Here is a 16654-nt window from a genome sequence, read left to right on the forward strand (position 1 = left end):
CAGTCCAGAAAATTCCCTTGAACAATCGCAATTCTTCGAATTGCAATATGACAACTTCTGCGATGATTAAACTATAATTTGACTATGCAAAAACGGCTTGGACACCTTGAAACCAGAGCTAGTAGTAGCAGGAGAAGTAGTAATAAGGCGCATTTACAATTTGAGCGTGATGGTAGACGGCAAAAAGTGCACATTCATGATGACCGTGCCTGAGGCCTACAAGACGCAGACTGAGCCCGAAGGAGTATTTTCACTGTACCCCGATGGTACGTCCATGAAAGAACCTAAATCTATACAGGTAATGAACATGCCCGGCAGGAATGTAGGTCCCTGTTGTTCAGACGACAATGATGTGGACTTTTCCCGCGAAATGATCGCCGCTGTCGAAGAAACGGCCTGCATCGACAAGAAGCGCGTGTATGCAACGGGTTTCTCGATGGGCGGCAGTATGGCCCACCAGGTAGCCTGTTCCATGTCGGATGTCTTTGCCGCCGTTGCTACAGCAGGCATGGACTTGAACAAGACGAATAGTGCCAAATGCGAACCGGAAAGTCCCGTTTCTGTCATCATGTTCCGTGGCACGGGCGACCCCGTCTGCCGTTATCAGGGCGGCGACAGCGGTTACAACGACGGTTTGAACTTCCTCGGCGCCGAAGGGAGCTTCAGATTCTGGGCAGAAAAAGACGGCTGCACCGGCGAGCCGACAACAAATTCCGACGGTTGCGAAGAATACTCCAACTGCAAGGATGGCACGAAAGTGGTTCTCTGCATCAACAAGGGCACTCCAAACAAAGAGGGCGAAACCAATGGCCACAGTCAGGGCGATGCCACCATCGGCTGGCCATTCCTGAAGCAGTTCACGCTGCCTTAAACCGCAGCCGCACTCCACCCTGCGGGGCAATATACACGAAACGCCCCGATTACTCTTTAGCTAAAGACTTTTGTATATTCTTATTGAAAAATAGGAGATACCCGGTTTGATTTTACGCCTTATGGGCGTGAGTCGGCGGGGCAATATACCAGATGCTAGATAAAGAAGTTTTAAAGACCGTGAGCCGCATCGAGCTCAGCGTCCGCGGCACGCTCGATACCGTGATGACAGGCGCTTACCATAGTTCCTTCAAGGGGAATGGTATGGAGTTCAGCGAGGTCCGCGAGTACATGCCGGGCGACGACGTTCGTACCATCGACTGGAACGTGACCGCGCGTACGGGCACGCCGTATGTGAAGAAGTTTATCGAAGAACGCGAAATGACCATGCTCCTTATGGTTGACGCGTCGAGCAGCTCCGAATTCGGTTCCGGCAAGCAGATGAAGGGCGAAGTCATGGCGACCTTGACCGCCCTGCTCGCTTTTGCCGCCATCAAGAACAACGACAAGGTCGGCCTGCTGATTTACACTGACCAGGTGGAACTCTTCATTCCGCCGGAGAAGGGGCGCAAGCACGTGCTGCGGCTCATCCGCGAGATCCTTTACTTCAAGCCGCAGCACCACGGCACGAACACTCAAGTGGCCCTTGAGTATGCAGGCAAAATCCTGAACCGTCGTGCCGTCGTCGTGGTGATGAGCGACTTCCTCGACGAAGGTTTCGAAAACGCCTTCAAGATTCTCCGTAAGCGCCACGACGTGCTTGCGGTTTCCGTCGTCGACCCCCGCGAAATGGAACTCCCGCCCGCAGGCCTCGTAGAACTCGAGGATCCAGAAACTGGCGAAACGCTCCTGATCGACACCGGCGACGCCGCCTTCCGCGAAGCATTCGCCCGCGAGGCAAAGCGCCAAGGCAAGGCGACCAAGGAACTGTTCCAGCGAATGTCCATCGACTTCGTGCGCATTGAAACTCACGACGACTTCAAGGAAACGGTGGCACCGCTCATCGAGCACTTCCGCCGCCGCGCCAAGAAGAACCGTTCGTAATCACGAGCCATAACAACGAAATTATAAAAGCCCTCAATTATTATTGAGGGTTTATTTTGTTCGCCGTCAAATAGCAAGAAACCGTGCAGGCTTTCGCCCACACGGTCCCTTACCACAACACACCGGCAGGATGCACGGTATCTTTAGAGAGTAAACTCTTTCGACGCTCCGCTTTTAAAAGCCCATGGTACGGCCAGCATGGGCATCCTTGGCGCTCAGCTCCTTGCGGAGTTCCGCCTCGATGCGGCTTGCGGTGCGCACACTTTCGGGCAGGAAACGCAGGCGGCCATTCACCGCGTTGAAATCGCCCGGCGTAAGCATCGGGAGGTTCGCGACGGTATCCGGACAGGAGAGCGTCGGGAAGAACACATCCCACATGTGACGGACTCCTTCAGGTTTCAGGTAGCCGAACCCGAGCTTCAGCGCGAAACGACGGCGGCTCGCCGCATCCAGGGAACTGTCGAAGTTCGTCGCCGCGATAAAGATTCCCTTGAAGCTTTCCATGCGGGTGAGGATTTCGTTCACCTTCGAAACTTCGTGGCCCTGCATAGCACCGGAGCGGTCACGCAGGAAACTGTCGGCTTCGTCGAAGAACAGAATCGACTTGGTGCGTTCCGCCTCTTCAAATGCGGCGGCAATCTGCGCTTCCGTCTGGCCCACGAACATTCCCAGAAGATCGCTCGCCTTGCGCACCACAAGGTTGCGGCCCAAGGTGCGCGCGATGTGGCGCACGAATTCCGTCTTGCCGGTTCCCGGAGGACCGTAAAGCAGAATGTTCAGCGAGTTCGGGGCCGAATTCTCGTCAAGTCCCTTCCACACCTTATCGTAAGCCTGCACGACCTCCATGATTTCGTCGACAGAGCCCTCGATATTGAGGCCGCCCAGCGAGTACGACGGAGCGTGACATTCCACATCGCGAAGCGTGCCGTTCTTGATTCCGAGAAGTTGCGTATGCGCTTTCAGGATACGCGCCATGGTCGGGTACGCCTGGGTCGTGGCACCGCAGGCAAGCAGGTCACGCGTACGCTGCGTCGCCAGCGTAAATCCGCCGGCCATCGCAGGGTATTCCACCACGAGCTTCAGCTTTTCTTCGGGCGTAAGCATCGTTTCGGCAGACTGCGCCTTAAGTACGGAGTCGAGCATACTCAGACGTTCATCCTTGGAAAGCCCCTTGAACGCAATCGAGAAATCGAAGCGGCGGCGGGTGCTCCCTTCCGTAAAGTGCAGGGAGTTGGTAATCCAGATGACGGGCGTACGCAGCGTTTCGAAGAAATGGTTCAGGCTCCCCTTCTCGAAGCCGTTCAGCACCAGGTCCGCCTCGTCGATCATGATGATGCCAGGCTGCTGTTCGCACTGCCAGTTGGCAAGCATCGCCGCACGAACGCGGTAATACATCAGGCTCTGCGAGCGCGATTCCATGCGGCGTCCCTGTTCCGCATTGTCGGCATCGATACTCACTTCCCACAGCGGAAGCCCGGCTTCCTTCGCAATCGCCTTCGCAAGTTCGGTCTTGCCGGAACCCTCGACCCCGTAAAACAGGATGTTCAGCGGATGCTTGTAATCGTGATTCCGGATCATGTCGAGAGCAAGCGCCGCATCGAGATTTCCGCCCTGCAGCTGCGCAAACGGAACCGTTCCCGGTTCGGCAAGACGGAACGCCTTGAGCCCCGTACTGTCGCCATAGCCGTTTAGGTAGGACTGTACTTCCGGGGGAATGTCGAGTTCGTCGTCACACAGGTTCAGCATACGGAGCGTACCGTTCTTGCCCAACAGACTCGAAACGTAGTCCTGGTCGAGGCCAGTCGCACGGGCAAGTTCGCGGAGCATGCTCTGCGTAATATTCGGCGGGCCGAAATGGCGACGGCGGCGGCCAAAGAACTCCCCATCCGAATCAATCTGCATATCCTCGCGATTGTGCAGCCACATATACACGAGCATTTCGGTCTCGTCATCATTCAGGCGATAGGTTTCCTTGACCTTCTGCACACGCTTGTAGACTCGGTCGTTTTCCGAGATCCCTCGAGAGAGCATCTTCAGCGCATACTTTTCGAAGTTCTCGCAGATAACATTCTGTACGCGCTTGTATAGGAACGGCGCCATCGAAGACGGCTCGACATCGGCTATCGTCTTGAGCAGATTTCCGGTCACCTGGTCGCGAGCGCCTAGCTTGATTTCCTTACGGTAGCGGCAAATCTGCCTTAGAAAGCGGCTATCGCAATATTCCGTGTCCATCACGACTTCGTCCGGGTCTTCAAACGAGCCATCTTCATCGAAGATTTCGTCGAAAACATCTTCATCGATTGCATCGCAACCCCGGTCATTGTTGAACTCGACCGGTTGCTTTTTCTTTTTCGCCGCCGGGCGTTTCGGCTTGATATAACCGCCAAGGGTCTCGATAAACCCTTCCACGATGGCACTACGGTAAGGCTCGTTCACCAAGCGGATAGCGATTTCCTTGTTCAGGCTTTCAGGGCTGTCGCGGACAATGCGCACCCAGTACTCCAGGATCTTGAGGTCCGCAAAATCCAGCTTGTTCGATCTTGTACCAGAGCGCCTGTCCGACTTTTTCAGGCTCTGATAAACTTTTTTGAAATAGGGGGTAGTCTGCATGGGAACCTTCTTTTTAAAGTTGCTTGGCGAAATTTGCGAGTAATAGGTACTTAGGCGGCAAGACGGTAGAATTCCTTGTCCAGACCGTTTTGAATCAGGATTTGCCTGATCTGCTTAAAACGATTGTACACCGTAGCACGAGTACACGAGAGACGTTCCGCCGTCTCCGCCTCTTCATAACGGTCACTACATTCAAGCGTCTTGAGGTGAGTCCTGATCAACTTCAGGAGCGAATCCTTGTCGGCAACCAGCGACTCCACCTTAGACACAAATTCCTTCCAACTAATCATTTCATCATTATTATCGTCACATGCGATGTGATTTGTCAAATCATTTTCATCACCATAGTTATAATCCATCGACGAAAGTGCTTCGTCCTGACTCATCAAATCTTCGGGCGACAGCTGACTGGCCAAGACCTCGTGTACGGAGCGTTCCGAGTTTTCGCACTTTTCGTCCACGAACTTCCAATAGATCTTATTCGTCACGAAAGTCATAAACGACGCATTTTTCGTCTGATCGAACTGCATAATGGCATCGATAAACAGAGGATAGATATCCCCCGCCAAATCAATGCGGAGTTCGCCCAACCTCATAGTCATCTTGGAGAAGTCGGGCTTGATGCGATAGAAGAGCGCAACGGCGTGGTCCACCATCTTCTCGCCAAGGATGTCCCACAGGCGGGATGCAACCTGTTCGCAAGCAGAAGGGTTGGACTGGGCCATTTCGACCAATGCGAGAATTTTTTTGTACATAGAACTCCTTTCGCCGAAAGGCGACTTCTAGAAACCCCTTTGAAGCAGATCAAAGGAAAAGCTGTTATATAAACCCTGCATTAAACAGCAGGCACTACAATTATCATTACATCAGGAAGGCTACGCCCTTAAATATAGTAAATTTTAGCGTCAATTTCTGACACAAAGAAATCAAGCAAATAATTTTCAAAGAAAGGGAGCCTAATATAGTAAAAAAAAATGCTATTTGTCAAGTGGGATTCTTTCTTGACACAGACAGAACTAGGCTCCAAGGAATTCGATAAAATCATACACCTCTTTATCGATTCCTTTTTTCAATTTGTCAAATAAAAAAAACAAAAAAAAATCAGCGGATCTATTCCCGGTGCTTATACAGGTACAAATTCGCTTCGGGAACGGCAAGGTCCGAGCCCTTGATTTTCCATTCCTCGTCTTCACCGGTACGGTAATTTACAATAACGCGGTAACGGTTATCCGTCTGTAAGACCGCCTCGGGGACCACCCAGAAGTTTTCGGCACCAGAGAACATCTGTAGTTCATAGGAATCTTGTGTATCGACACCCTTGATGGAAATGGCCCTGACCATATCCCTGGGGTTTCGCACCTGGATAACGCTCCAGAATGCATTGGCACCGTCCTTAACAAACAGCGATGTCGAATCGCCCCAAACGCCTTCCACCCCTTCGCAGCTCACGAATTCCCATTCGCCGTAGTAGCGGCCCACCTGAATTCCCATGATGTCCGACGCAGGGGCACCACCCAGGTCCACGCCACAATCCGCATCGGGGCAGCGGTCGGTAATGCGCACGGTCACACGTTTCCAGCCATCGGGAGTTTTCGCCTTCACGCGGACGCAGCCGCCACACGCAAGGCCACCCTGCCACGGGCCCTTATTGTCGCCAGGAGAAACGTTCACATGAATTGCCGCATAATACTGAATGTTGGTCTGCCCATAGTTGCAGGCGCCACCGAGGCTCGTTTCTTTTGCAGTAATGCTCCCGTAGGTGGTCACGGAACCTTTGCCACCATTTTCGGTGAGTTCGGGGTCTGCGGCGGTAAAGCTATCGCAATTTGTACATATGCCGTCACCTTCGTCCTCACTGGAGCTGGATTCGGGCACAACGCTCGACGAAGAAGCCGTCGATACAACGGACGAGGACGATTTCGGCGCTGACTCGGAAGAAGCCGCCACGACCTCGGAGGAACTTGACCCTTCGGCTGGTTCAGTGTCCTTGGATGATTCGGAAGAAATCTCCGCCACTGAGGAGCTAGTCCCTTCGGCAGGCTCACTTCGACCCTGCTCAGTGCTGGCTGGGACCTTGGTTGTTTCGGAGGAACTTGAAGCCAACGAGCTTTCGCTCGATGGAGCCTCGGCCGCCCTCGTTGACGACGAGTCATCACCGCAGGCGACAATGCCTGCACCCACCAGGGCGCTGAAACAAAAGACAAGGGCAATATTTCTCATATAATGCAATATAAAAAAGGAGACCCCGGCACAGTGGCCGGGGTGACAAATGAAAGGCTAGGCTTCGCGACACTCGGCTACCAATCGTAGCGCTTTTCAATCGCAAGACTTAGCGGCTCAGTCGAAGTCAAACAAGTTTGACTTTGGCATTCGCCTTACCAGTCTTTTGCAGGTCTTGCTTGGCCGCGGATGGGTTTCCAGGGTTTGCGTTCGCCGTTCTGTTCGTCGAAATCCTTCAGGAGCTGGGCCGCATCTTCGGGGCTCATCTCGCCCATCTGCGCCGGCTGTTCCTGGGGCTCGTCACCCTGGCTATCGCTTGAATTTTCTTGCGGTTGCTCGGGTTGTTCGCCAACACCGCCTTCGCTATCGGAGCTTCCCGCATCCGAGCTACTGGACTGACCGCCGCCATTCTGATCCTGATTCTGATCGTCGGAGCCGCTCGAAGAACTTTCAGAACCGCTGGAATTACCTTCACCATTCTGATTTTGGTCCTGATTCTGCTGGTCCTTATTCTGATCCTGGTTTTGATCTTGGTTCTGGTCCTGATTCTGGTTATTATCTTGATTCTTATCGTTCTTCTTGTTTTCGTTTTTCTGCTCGTCCTTAGCCTCATGAATACGATCCAGGAGCATCTGCAGTTTCTGGTCGTTCGGATAATATTGCAGGCCTTCGTTACAAGTAATTTCGGCACTGGGCAAACGGTTTTCGATGTACTGGAAGGCAGCATCGCTGTAATAGGCCGACGCCGACTTCGGGGCTGCAAACGCCGCCACTGCAAGGAAAAATACAACTGCACAAATCTGAATAGCTCGCACCTCGAAGCGACCGAAGGGAGCGTGCCCATAGCTCATAGCCATTAGATTACCTCCAGGTCGTTGTCGGTGTTGCTTGCGTCAATCTTCGCCTTGGGCTTACGGCCCGCCTTGATTTCGATGACGTCGTCAATGCGCTGCACGTGACCGCTGAGCTGACCCGCAGTTTCGTCTTCGGCAATCAAGTTTTCAAGCATTTCCTTCGCTTCGGCGTACTTGCCGTCCTTGCTGAGTTGCATGGCACGTGCAAGGACTTCCTTCGCCTTCTCGCTCAGGGGCGGTTGCTTCTGGTCGTTGTTGTTTTGATTCTGGTCCTGGTTCTGCTTTTGCTTATCCAGTTCTTCCTTCAGCTTGCGCTGCACGATTTCTACGTTCTTTTTCGCATTTTCGAAATTATTGTCGAGGTCAATCGCCTTTTTCAGGTACGCCACCGATTCGCGCCACGCCGCAATGCGTTCGCTCCCTTCGGCAGCCTTTTCGCCCATACGGAAATGTGTATTCGCCAGGTTGTAGGCAGCCTTCGCCGCCATCTTTTTATCCGGCATGCGCACGGCGCTTTCAAGTTCCTTCTTGGCTTCTTCGTAATTACCGAGCCTGTACTGGCACGTTCCGATATTGTAGAACAGGAGCGGATTTCCGGGTTCGGCTTCACGGGCCTTCATGTACTTTTCGAGCGCTCCGGCATAATCGCCGTTCTTGAACAGCTTATTGCCGTCGTTGATAGGCCGCGCCCACAGGGCCGCCGACAGCAAACATACACAAATCAATAAAAAACGCATTTTCACACTTCCATAGATTGCTCGGCCCTTCGGCATGCTTAGGGACCTAGGGTCCGCAGAGACAAAACATCTTTCGTCTCTCGTCTGTAGGGCGAAGCCCGTTCTTTCGTCTAATTCTTACATAGCAAGAATATACAAAATCACCGTACTCAAGACAAATCCCGCAACAATGGCGTACCCGAGAACCCTCCACTTGGCCGAACTGTCTTTATCCAGGATACCCCAGGCAACAAACGGAACAAAGCACAGGATAATCGGGGCTATAAACCTAAAATCGTTGCTGCAGGAATAGGGGTGCTTTATGCGCAGGAACATCATGGCCGCCAAGAAAGCCGCCCCTTGCAAAAGAAGAATCCAGTGAATCGACTGCAGCTTCGTCTTCCAGAATCCGCGCGCCGCATAGCCCAGAAGCCCTAGCAGTGTCACGCTCATTATCGTGGCGCAAGTCCGCCCAGTTGCCGTACGCAATATCTCAAATTCGCCGAACATGGCGGACTTGAGAGTATAATTCCAAAAATACTGACGTCCCCAGTCATCATTCCAGGCACTCGTGAAAGGCTGCGAAATGAAATTCTTCAGGTCAAAATAGATGTAGTTGTAGGCTTCGTTTCCTACCAAAAGGCCTGAATTCAATCCGCTCACGTTACCCACGAGGTCCGACTGGCCCAGAATTTTCTGGAGCAAGATTCCAACAATCAGGGCAACGAACATTCCCCAGGCAATCCATTCGGACTTGGTGGGGTGCAACAGGCGGGCATTGCGAACATACCCGAAAAAGGCGAACAGGAATGTCGTTCCCACCGTCACCGCGGCAGTCGTCTTCGTCCACATGGCAAGCGCCGACGCGACAATGGCAACCATCAGATACTTGCCGTTTCCCTTGTTCCAGTAGTTGATGCCACCCCACAGGCAAAGGATATGCAGCAGGTAGAACATCTGGTCGTTACCGACTCGCGGCGCGACAAGAATCATCAGTGGCCAAAACACCCACAAAAGCGAGGAAATCCCTAGAGCAGGCCCCTTCAGAAAACCCCTGAGGAATAGGATTCCAAGGAAGAGCGTCACCACGGACAGGAGCAGGCTAAACACCTGCAAGCCCGACGTTCCCGGAATTCCGGCCCATTCCCCAAGCACGAAAGCAGGAGCGGCGGACAAATAGTAGAACCCCGGATGGTAGCAGGACCAGCATGCATCAGCAGGCGGAATTTCATGCTTTTCAATAATATGCTGCACATAGGCGACATGCCCGTCTACGTCGTTAGAAAACATCGTATAGGGGATATTCGCAAAAAAGAAAGTCCTGAGAACAATTCCTACAAAGAAAATGAACAGGAGGCCGCCACGCAAACGGAGCCTTCGGGCCACAAGCATGCAAAGCAGGGCGAAGAAAACGATCGCCCCCACATTGGCCGCAACCGCAACGGGGGATTCCTGGTAAATAAACAGGTTCAACCCCGCATCGCCACCGTTGTTCTTTAAGCCGAACGTAAAGTGAGTCTGCTTCCCCACCCGATGAGGGGCAAGCTCGCTATTTTTCAGGATAAATCCCTTCGAGAAATTACAACGGTCGCGCTTACCCGACAAGTCCAGGTTTTCACCGTTTACGACCATGCTTTCCGCGCAGTCATCCGGAACGACACGCAGGTCATAGGAGATGTTAAACGGATTGCGGATATTCAACTCTACCTGGAAGAACTCTCCCCTGTTCAACTTTTTGGCGATCGGGAAAAGCACCTCCTCGGAACTACCGTTCCGAGTCAGCACGACATCGTGTATCGTGACACGCATCGCAAGGCCTGCCACGATGCAGGCGGCAAGCAGGACAGCGCAGTAGAGTTCAGGAAGCTTGAAAATACTTAAAACACGCTTCATGATTTACGCTTTCTTGCCTTCGTGGTAATCTTCTTCGCTGTTCACGTTCCAAAGGGCTGTCTTGTCGGTAGAATTTTCGCGGATGCATTTCACGACTTCCATGGCGGCAAGCATGCTGTGGTCCATGTTGTTGTACTTGTGCATACCGTTGCGGCCCATGAGGAACAGGTTTTCGACCGGGTCCACGTATTCGCGGATCTTGCCGAATTCGCCGTAGGTGCCAAAGTAGGCCGGGTACGCCTTCTTGATATGGAACACCACGGAATCGCGCACGTCTTCGGGCCTAGCCACGTCAATCTTGTCGAGTTCCGCGATGGCGAACTTGATGAAGTCCTGGTCGGGCATGCGCCACATCTCGTCGCCTTCGGTCGCAAAGTATTCAAGACCGATCCACACCTTTTCGGGGTCGGCCACCAGGTAGGGGCTCCAGTTGTTGAAAATCTGGATGCGACCAAGCTTCACGTCGGATTCCTGCACGTAAATCCAGTTGTCGGCCACGAACTTGAGCTTGCTTTCGGGCGTACCGGGCTTTGCGGGGTTCTTGATGAGCAGCTTGTCCAGCAAAAGCCCCACGGTGATAAAGTCGCGGTAAACGAGGCCTTCGGCGACGCGCTTGACTTCGGCGGGCACGGGAGTCTTTTCGCTGTCCATCGCAGAAACCAGTTCCTTCACCGGCATCGTGCTGAGGAAATAATCACAGGCGACCGTCTCGGTTACCGAAGTACCATCGGCCAAGCGACGTTCCACGACAACGCTTTCCACACGCTTGCCGTTTTCGGAGCGGTTTACGCCAACGACCTTAGAATTCATGTGAATTTCGCCGCCCATTTCCTGCACCTTCTCGGCGACCGTTTCCCAGAGCTGTCCGGGGCCGAATTTCGGGTAGAGGAACTGACCGATAAGGCTAGTCTCGGTATCCTTCTGGCGGATATCGTTCGCAGCACCAGCCTCGTCCTTCTTCTTGCTTGCAAAAATCTGCTTCACGGCATGGATTACAGTTTTTGTAATCGAAAGACCCTTGATGCGCTGTCCACCCCAGTCGGGGCTGATCTTGCTGCACGGTACGCCCCACACCTTCTCGGTGTAGTCGCGGAAGAACGTGCGGTAGAGTTCCACGCCAAAACGGTTGATCATGAAGTCTTCGAGGCTTTTTTCCTTACGGGCAGGCAGCAGCTGCACCTTGAGGTAGCTCATGCCTATCTTGAACATGCGCCAAAGTCCGAGGTTACGGATGGTGTCACCGTTCAAGGTCACCGGATAGTCGAAAAGCTTGCGGAGGAAAAGAATGCGGGAAAGGCGGCTACGGCAAAGCATCACGTAGTCCGTCTTTTCGGGATCAGGGCCACCTTCGACCAGCGGAACAGACCGCCCGATAGCCAAATCGTCCTTGCTCGCGGCCCCCTGCAGCGGAAGAATCCCCTGCCACCAGTCCATCACGGTGTCGCTCTTGCTAAAGAAGCGGTGACCGCCGATATCCATACGGTTGCCGTTGTAGCGCGCCGTACGCGAAATACCCCCGATGACATCTTCGGCTTCGAAAATAACCGGTTTTACACCGGTCGTACGTAAAAGTTCAAGTGCAGCGGTGAGGCCAGCAGGGCCGGCTCCCGCGATTACTGCTATATTCTTAGTCTCGTCCATGGGACCGAATATAGAAAGTTTTAGGAAGAATCGCCGGATTTAAGTCGCTTTCTTGCCGGACTTGAACAATATAAACTTTCTTGCGATGAAATTGTACAAAAGCACGATAATCGCCGCCGCCACCTTGGAAACCATTTCCTGAATGGCAAGTAACCCGACAAACACGTACATCAGGAGTTCGTTGAGCCCCATTCCGAAAAGGCTTATCAGCACGAACACCACGATTTCCAGGAAGACGTGCTTTTCCATCTTGCGTTTTTCGGTACTGAAAACCCAGCCCACGGTCAAGAGGTAATTGACCACGTTGCCCGCCATAAGCCCAATCAAGTTCGAAATCAGATAGTGAATTTCAAAATAGTAGAGAGCAAGTGCAAAGGCACCAAAGTCAACAACAAACGCAAGGCCGCCAGTCACGAAATACCGCAGGAACTGGCCAAGGACATTCTGCCTGCCGGGAATCAGCTTTTTTATCTTGCAAATAATGGAATTTTCAGATACCATGGCGGGAAAGTTAGTAAATTTCATACCAAAATAATTTATCATAGGATTGTAGCAATGTCTTGTTTTTTAATTACCGGCGGCGCCGGATTCTTCGGATCCATCCTCAAGAAAGAACTCCTTGAAAAAGGCCACAAGTGTGTCAGTATCGACCTCTGCCCAGATCCCGATAAGCACGAAAATCTCGTAAGCATCCTCGGTGACATCCGCGACAAGGAACAAGTCGAAAAACTTTTCAGCGAAAACCAGTTCGACGCAGTATTCCACCTGGCCGCCATGCTCGCCCACGACCGCAAGCGCATCAATAATCTGTGGACATCGAACGTGGACGGTACCGAAATCATCGCTGACGCCTGCATCCGCCACGGTGTGAACAAGCTCGTTTTCACCTCCTCGAACTGCCTATGGGCAAAGAACTTCGACGACCCCGTCACCGAAGACGAAGTCCCGAACCCCATCGAAATCTACGGCAAGTCGAAACTGGAAGGCGAAAAGATCCTCTTTGCCCGCAAGGACAAGCTGAATTCCGTCATTTTCCGTTGCCCCACCATCATGGACGAAGGACGACTCGGCCTCCTTTCCATCCTCTTCGAATTTATCGACGAAAACCGCAAGCTTTGGATGGTCGGCGACGGCAATAACCGCTACCAGTTCATTTACGCGAAAGACTTGGCGAACGCCTGCGAACTTGCGCTGAACTACCAGGGAACAACCGTCTTCAACATCGGTTCAGACAACGTAAAGACTTTCAACGAAGTCTACAGCTACGTCATTGAACGCGGAGAGTCTAAGTCCAAGCTCGCCCATTTTCCCAAGTGGTTCATTATCCCTTGCATGAAACTCGCAAGCAAGCTCGGCATCTCGCCGCTCGGCCCTTACCAGTACAAGATGATCGCAAGCACCTTCGTATTCGACACGTCGAAAATCAAGAAGGAACTCGGATTCAAGCCGACAAAGACGAACGAGGAAATGCTTCTCCGCGCCTACGAATTCTACCACCAGAATCGCAAGGCCATCGAGCACCGCACCAACGTCTCGGCACACAACGAATGTGCCAAGATGGGCGTCATCCGCCTGCTCAAGTGGCTCTCGTAAGCAGGGCTTACAGATAGAAAGCAGACACCAGGGCGATCATGCCTTGGTGATCTTTTTTTGCCGTCATTTCGCGAATGCTGTGCATGCTGAGCATCGGTTCGCCAATGTCTACCGTCGGAATTCCAAGACTCGCCGAAATCGCGGGCCCCACCGTAGAACCGCAGGGCATATCGTTTCGCATCACGAAAGTCTGGTACGGGATATTATTTTGTCCGCAAAGCAGCTTGAAGCGGGCATTCGAGAAAACATCGCTGGCATAGCGCTTCTGGGAATTCATCTTCAACACGACACCGCCCCCCAGCACCGGAGCATGGTTGCTTTCATGCTTCTGGACAAAATTCGGATGACAGGCATGGGCCATGTCGATGGAAAGCGCAAAACTAGACGAAAGAACGTTCGCAAGCTCGCTACAGACGAGAGACGAAAGTGACTTGTCATTCTGAGCGGAGCGTAGCGAAGTCGAAGAATCTAGAGCTGCAGACATAGCAACGTTTTCTAGTACGCTCTTCAAGAAATTGCCGGCGGCTCCTTCACGGGTCTCGGAGCCAACTTCCTCGTTATTGAAGAAGGCGGCCACCTGGAAATCATTTTCAAGGGCATCCGCAGCGGCAAAGGCCTCGACAACCGCATGACAGCTGCTCAGGTTATCGAGACGCCCCGAATAGATCCACTCCTCATCAAAGCCACCATACACGGCAGGCTGCGCATCAAAAAGCTGAACATCAAAATCAAGAAGTTTCGAGCCTGCGGGTAGCTCCGCCGAAAGGGCATCGACAAAACGTTCCTTACCGCCTACGGATGTCCAAAGGGCATTCAGGTCCGTCTGCGGATTCACCTTGAGACCATCCTGATTTACGCCACGGTTCAGGTGAACCGCTAGTTGCGGAATGCGGAAAAGACGGTTTCCACGAATCAATTTCGTCTGCAGTTTTCCATCGAGTTCATAAGCGAGGAGTCCAGCATAACCCAGGTCGCGGTCCAGCCAGCTCGTAAAAAGCGGGCTTCCATAAATTTCAGGATGGAGCGTCCGAACACCGGCGGCCAAAGCATCCGGATTCGGGGTAATCTTCAGCGTCGGATAATCCGTATGCGCAAGCGCGATCCTGAACCGAGAGTCAGAACAAACTTTCCTAGGCAGTCGAACGGCGATCAACGCCCCGCCACGTTCGAACAAGCGAACGGAATTATCTTTTTTCGCTCCCAAAACAGTCTTCAGGGATTCAACCGTATGGTACGGCGTCACGGAACCATTCAAAAATTCAAGAATATCCATGAAATAAATATAGGATTTAGAGACTAGATAGTATAGGGTAGGTGTCAGAGCTAAATCGGCCCTTCGACAAGCTCAGGGACCTTAATGGGGTTGGTGAGCCTGTCGAACCAATATTCTAAGTTCCAAACTCTAATTTCTATTACTATATTCTAGGCATGGCATTCAATTCATTTAAACGAATCAACTGGATGGAAATTTCCGGTCTCCTGGTCGGCATCTTCTTTACCGTTGCCGTCATGGTGTTTGCCATCGTACTTTACGCAAAGCTGATCGATTCGAAAATCATCGGTGTCGAAGAATACCGCCTGCACAGCACCTTCAAGAAAGCATTCGGCTTAAACTTGGATACCAAGGTCCAGATTAACGGTGTGGAAGTCGGCCGCATAGAGAGCATGGAACTCGTGGACGACAGCGTAAAGATGGATTTCGTCATCAAAAAGGACTACCAGCAGCTCATTACCGACAGGGCCGAAGTATTCGCCATGCGCGACCAGAACATGATTTCGGCGCGCGTGATTAACATCGACATTCACAAGGGTGGACGTGTCCTGCAAGACGGAGACACCATCCAGGCCGGAGAGGCTAAGGATATCGAAACCGTTCTCGAAACCGCAAACGAAATTCTAGGACGCGTCAACAAGCTGATCGATGCCGCCGACACCCTCGTTGGCATGGCACTCGATACAGGAACCACCATCGGTGCCCTTTTCGGCTCCCGTCTCCTTTACGACAACCTGAACCGTCAGCTCAACCGTCTCGACGACATCACGTTCGTCGGCAAGAAGGTGCTTTTCCAGGCCTCAGGCCTGTTCGATACAATGCAAGTTCAGGTTCCGATCCTCCTGGGCAAGGTGGACAACATCGCCGACAATGTAACGGACTTAATGATCGAAATGAAGCCCATGCCCCAAAAGGTCGACCACCTCCTTGGAAACGTCGACGTCATGATGGGCAAGGTGGACAACACCTTCGGTCGGGTCGACGGACTCTTGACCCAGGTTGGACAAATGACTTCCAATCTTTCGGACTTCATGGAGTCTACCGAACAGACGCTACAGAATGCGGATGACCTGATGGCGGGAATTTCGAACATGTGGATTGTGCGCCGCTCGATGCCTAGCAAGGATTCCGTGCCCTTCATGGTGGAGACTCTATGGTAACGCGCAGGCTTAAACAGATCCTTGTAGCAGCCCTTGCCGCAAGCGCCGTTGCAAGCGCCTCCGATTCGGGCGTACTTTCGTACCGAGCCCAGCGTTCCTTTGACAACGGGAAATACGCAAAAGGCTACGGGCAGCTGGAACGAGCGCTCCTCGCCAGCCGAAAGGAAGCCGATCTATTGTCCGAAGGCCGCGTGCTGATTGCCATGGCGCAGATACGCACCATGAGTCTCGACCTGAATTTAGCGGATTCGCTCCTGTCCGTTGTGCGTGACAGCGTTCTCGACGGCAGTACGCAGGTGCAGTACACCAAGACAAAGATCGCCCTGCTGAACGCCCGTGAAAAATTCAAGGAAGCGGCCAAGGCCTGCAATTCCATTAACGAAAAAAAGCTGAAAAAAGCCGATGACAATACGCAGGCGGCTTTCTACGGAGAATGCGCTATCGCCTACGCGGCCACACGCGAAAACGTCCGTGCCCAGGAATCGCTCAAGATGGCCGGCAAGCGCTCCGACAAGGACGGCGGATTCTACGCATTCACCGCAGCCCGCATGGCAGACCTCACGGGAGCAAGCAGCGAAGCGGAATCACTTTACCGCACAGCTGAAGAAAAGGCCATCAAGGCAAACAAGCCCTACAACACGGCAAGCATCCTCTACTACCGTTCGCAGCTGAAAAGCACCCCCAAAAAAGAAGCAGCGGATTTAAAGCTCCGCTGCAAGAACGCATTTGAACTGATGGGACTCCCGAACAACGCCAAGCGTTGCGCGGAATAATTTCAAA

At 52.7% G+C, this 16654-nt stretch carries 14 protein-coding genes; 5 read left to right on the plus strand and 9 right to left on the minus strand.

Translation table 11 applies throughout. The features are described 5' to 3' along the window. The first annotated feature begins 169 nt into the window (after window positions 1-169). Window positions 170-871: a PHB depolymerase family esterase gene (locus tag Q0W37_RS01625; RefSeq protein WP_297698131.1), complete on the plus strand. Its 702-nt coding sequence runs from the start codon at window positions 170-172 to the stop codon at window positions 869-871. A gap of 152 nt (window positions 872-1023) precedes the next feature. Continuing rightward, window positions 1024-1914, plus strand: coding sequence for a DUF58 domain-containing protein (locus Q0W37_RS01630; protein ID WP_072979715.1), 891 nt, complete (start codon window positions 1024-1026; stop codon window positions 1912-1914). A 174-nt stretch (window positions 1915-2088) separates the two neighbouring features. Here the strand turns inward: Q0W37_RS01630 and Q0W37_RS01635 are convergent, their stop codons facing one another. The 8 genes from Q0W37_RS01635 to Q0W37_RS01670 all read right to left on the minus strand — a co-directional run bounded on the left by Q0W37_RS01635 (window position 2089) and on the right by Q0W37_RS01670 (window position 12373). Continuing rightward, on the minus strand, window positions 2089-4524 hold the full coding sequence (locus tag Q0W37_RS01635; protein ID WP_297698134.1) for an AAA family ATPase: 2436 nt from the start codon (window positions 4522-4524) through the stop codon (window positions 2089-2091). A gap of 50 nt (window positions 4525-4574) precedes the next feature. Next, complete coding sequence (locus Q0W37_RS01640; RefSeq protein ID WP_297698136.1) at window positions 4575-5279, minus strand: hypothetical protein; 705 nt, start codon at window positions 5277-5279, stop codon at window positions 4575-4577. 355 nt (window positions 5280-5634) lie between these two features. Continuing rightward, complete coding sequence (locus Q0W37_RS01645) at window positions 5635-6744, minus strand: hypothetical protein (protein WP_297698138.1); 1110 nt, start codon at window positions 6742-6744, stop codon at window positions 5635-5637. Window positions 6745-6899: 155 nt separating this feature from the next. Next, a complete protein-coding gene (locus Q0W37_RS01650) occupies window positions 6900-7601 on the minus strand; it encodes a hypothetical protein (protein ID WP_297698139.1) in 702 nt (233 codons plus the stop codon). Beyond that, window positions 7601-8335: a tetratricopeptide repeat protein gene (locus Q0W37_RS01655; protein ID WP_297698141.1), complete on the minus strand. Its 735-nt coding sequence runs from the start codon at window positions 8333-8335 to the stop codon at window positions 7601-7603. Before Q0W37_RS01655 ends, Q0W37_RS01650 begins: the two co-directional genes overlap by 1 nt. A gap of 117 nt (window positions 8336-8452) precedes the next feature. Beyond that, on the minus strand, window positions 8453-10207 hold the full coding sequence (locus Q0W37_RS01660) for a glycosyltransferase family 39 protein (RefSeq protein ID WP_297698143.1): 1755 nt from the start codon (window positions 10205-10207) through the stop codon (window positions 8453-8455). 3 nt (window positions 10208-10210) lie between these two features. Then, window positions 10211-11848 carry an NAD(P)/FAD-dependent oxidoreductase gene (locus Q0W37_RS01665; protein WP_297698144.1) on the minus strand — a complete coding sequence of 546 codons (1638 nt, stop codon included), beginning with the start codon at window positions 11846-11848 and terminating at the stop codon, window positions 10211-10213. Between the two features lie 39 nt (window positions 11849-11887). Beyond that, window positions 11888-12373, minus strand: coding sequence for a GtrA family protein (locus tag Q0W37_RS01670; protein ID WP_297698145.1), 486 nt, complete (start codon window positions 12371-12373; stop codon window positions 11888-11890). Between the two features lie 30 nt (window positions 12374-12403). Between Q0W37_RS01670 and Q0W37_RS01675 the strand changes: the two genes are divergently transcribed. Continuing rightward, a complete protein-coding gene (locus tag Q0W37_RS01675; protein ID WP_297698146.1) occupies window positions 12404-13441 on the plus strand; it encodes an NAD(P)-dependent oxidoreductase in 1038 nt (345 codons plus the stop codon). 7 nt (window positions 13442-13448) lie between these two features. Here the strand turns inward: Q0W37_RS01675 and Q0W37_RS01680 are convergent, their stop codons facing one another. After that, window positions 13449-14714: a M18 family aminopeptidase gene (locus tag Q0W37_RS01680; protein ID WP_297698148.1), complete on the minus strand. Its 1266-nt coding sequence runs from the start codon at window positions 14712-14714 to the stop codon at window positions 13449-13451. Between the two features lie 155 nt (window positions 14715-14869). Here Q0W37_RS01680 and Q0W37_RS01685 point away from each other — a divergent pair, with 155 nt between their 5' ends. Further along, entirely contained in the window at window positions 14870-15874 is a 1005-nt protein-coding gene (locus Q0W37_RS01685; protein ID WP_297698150.1) for an MlaD family protein, read from the plus strand. Further along, window positions 15868-16647 carry a hypothetical protein gene (locus Q0W37_RS01690; protein ID WP_297698152.1) on the plus strand — a complete coding sequence of 260 codons (780 nt, stop codon included), beginning with the start codon at window positions 15868-15870 and terminating at the stop codon, window positions 16645-16647. The genes Q0W37_RS01685 and Q0W37_RS01690 overlap by 7 nt, the downstream gene beginning before the upstream one ends. The last annotated feature ends 7 nt before the right edge of the window (window positions 16648-16654 follow it).

Source organism: uncultured Fibrobacter sp., assembly GCF_947166265.1.
Taxonomy (GTDB): Bacteria; Fibrobacterota; Fibrobacteria; order Fibrobacterales; family Fibrobacteraceae; genus Fibrobacter.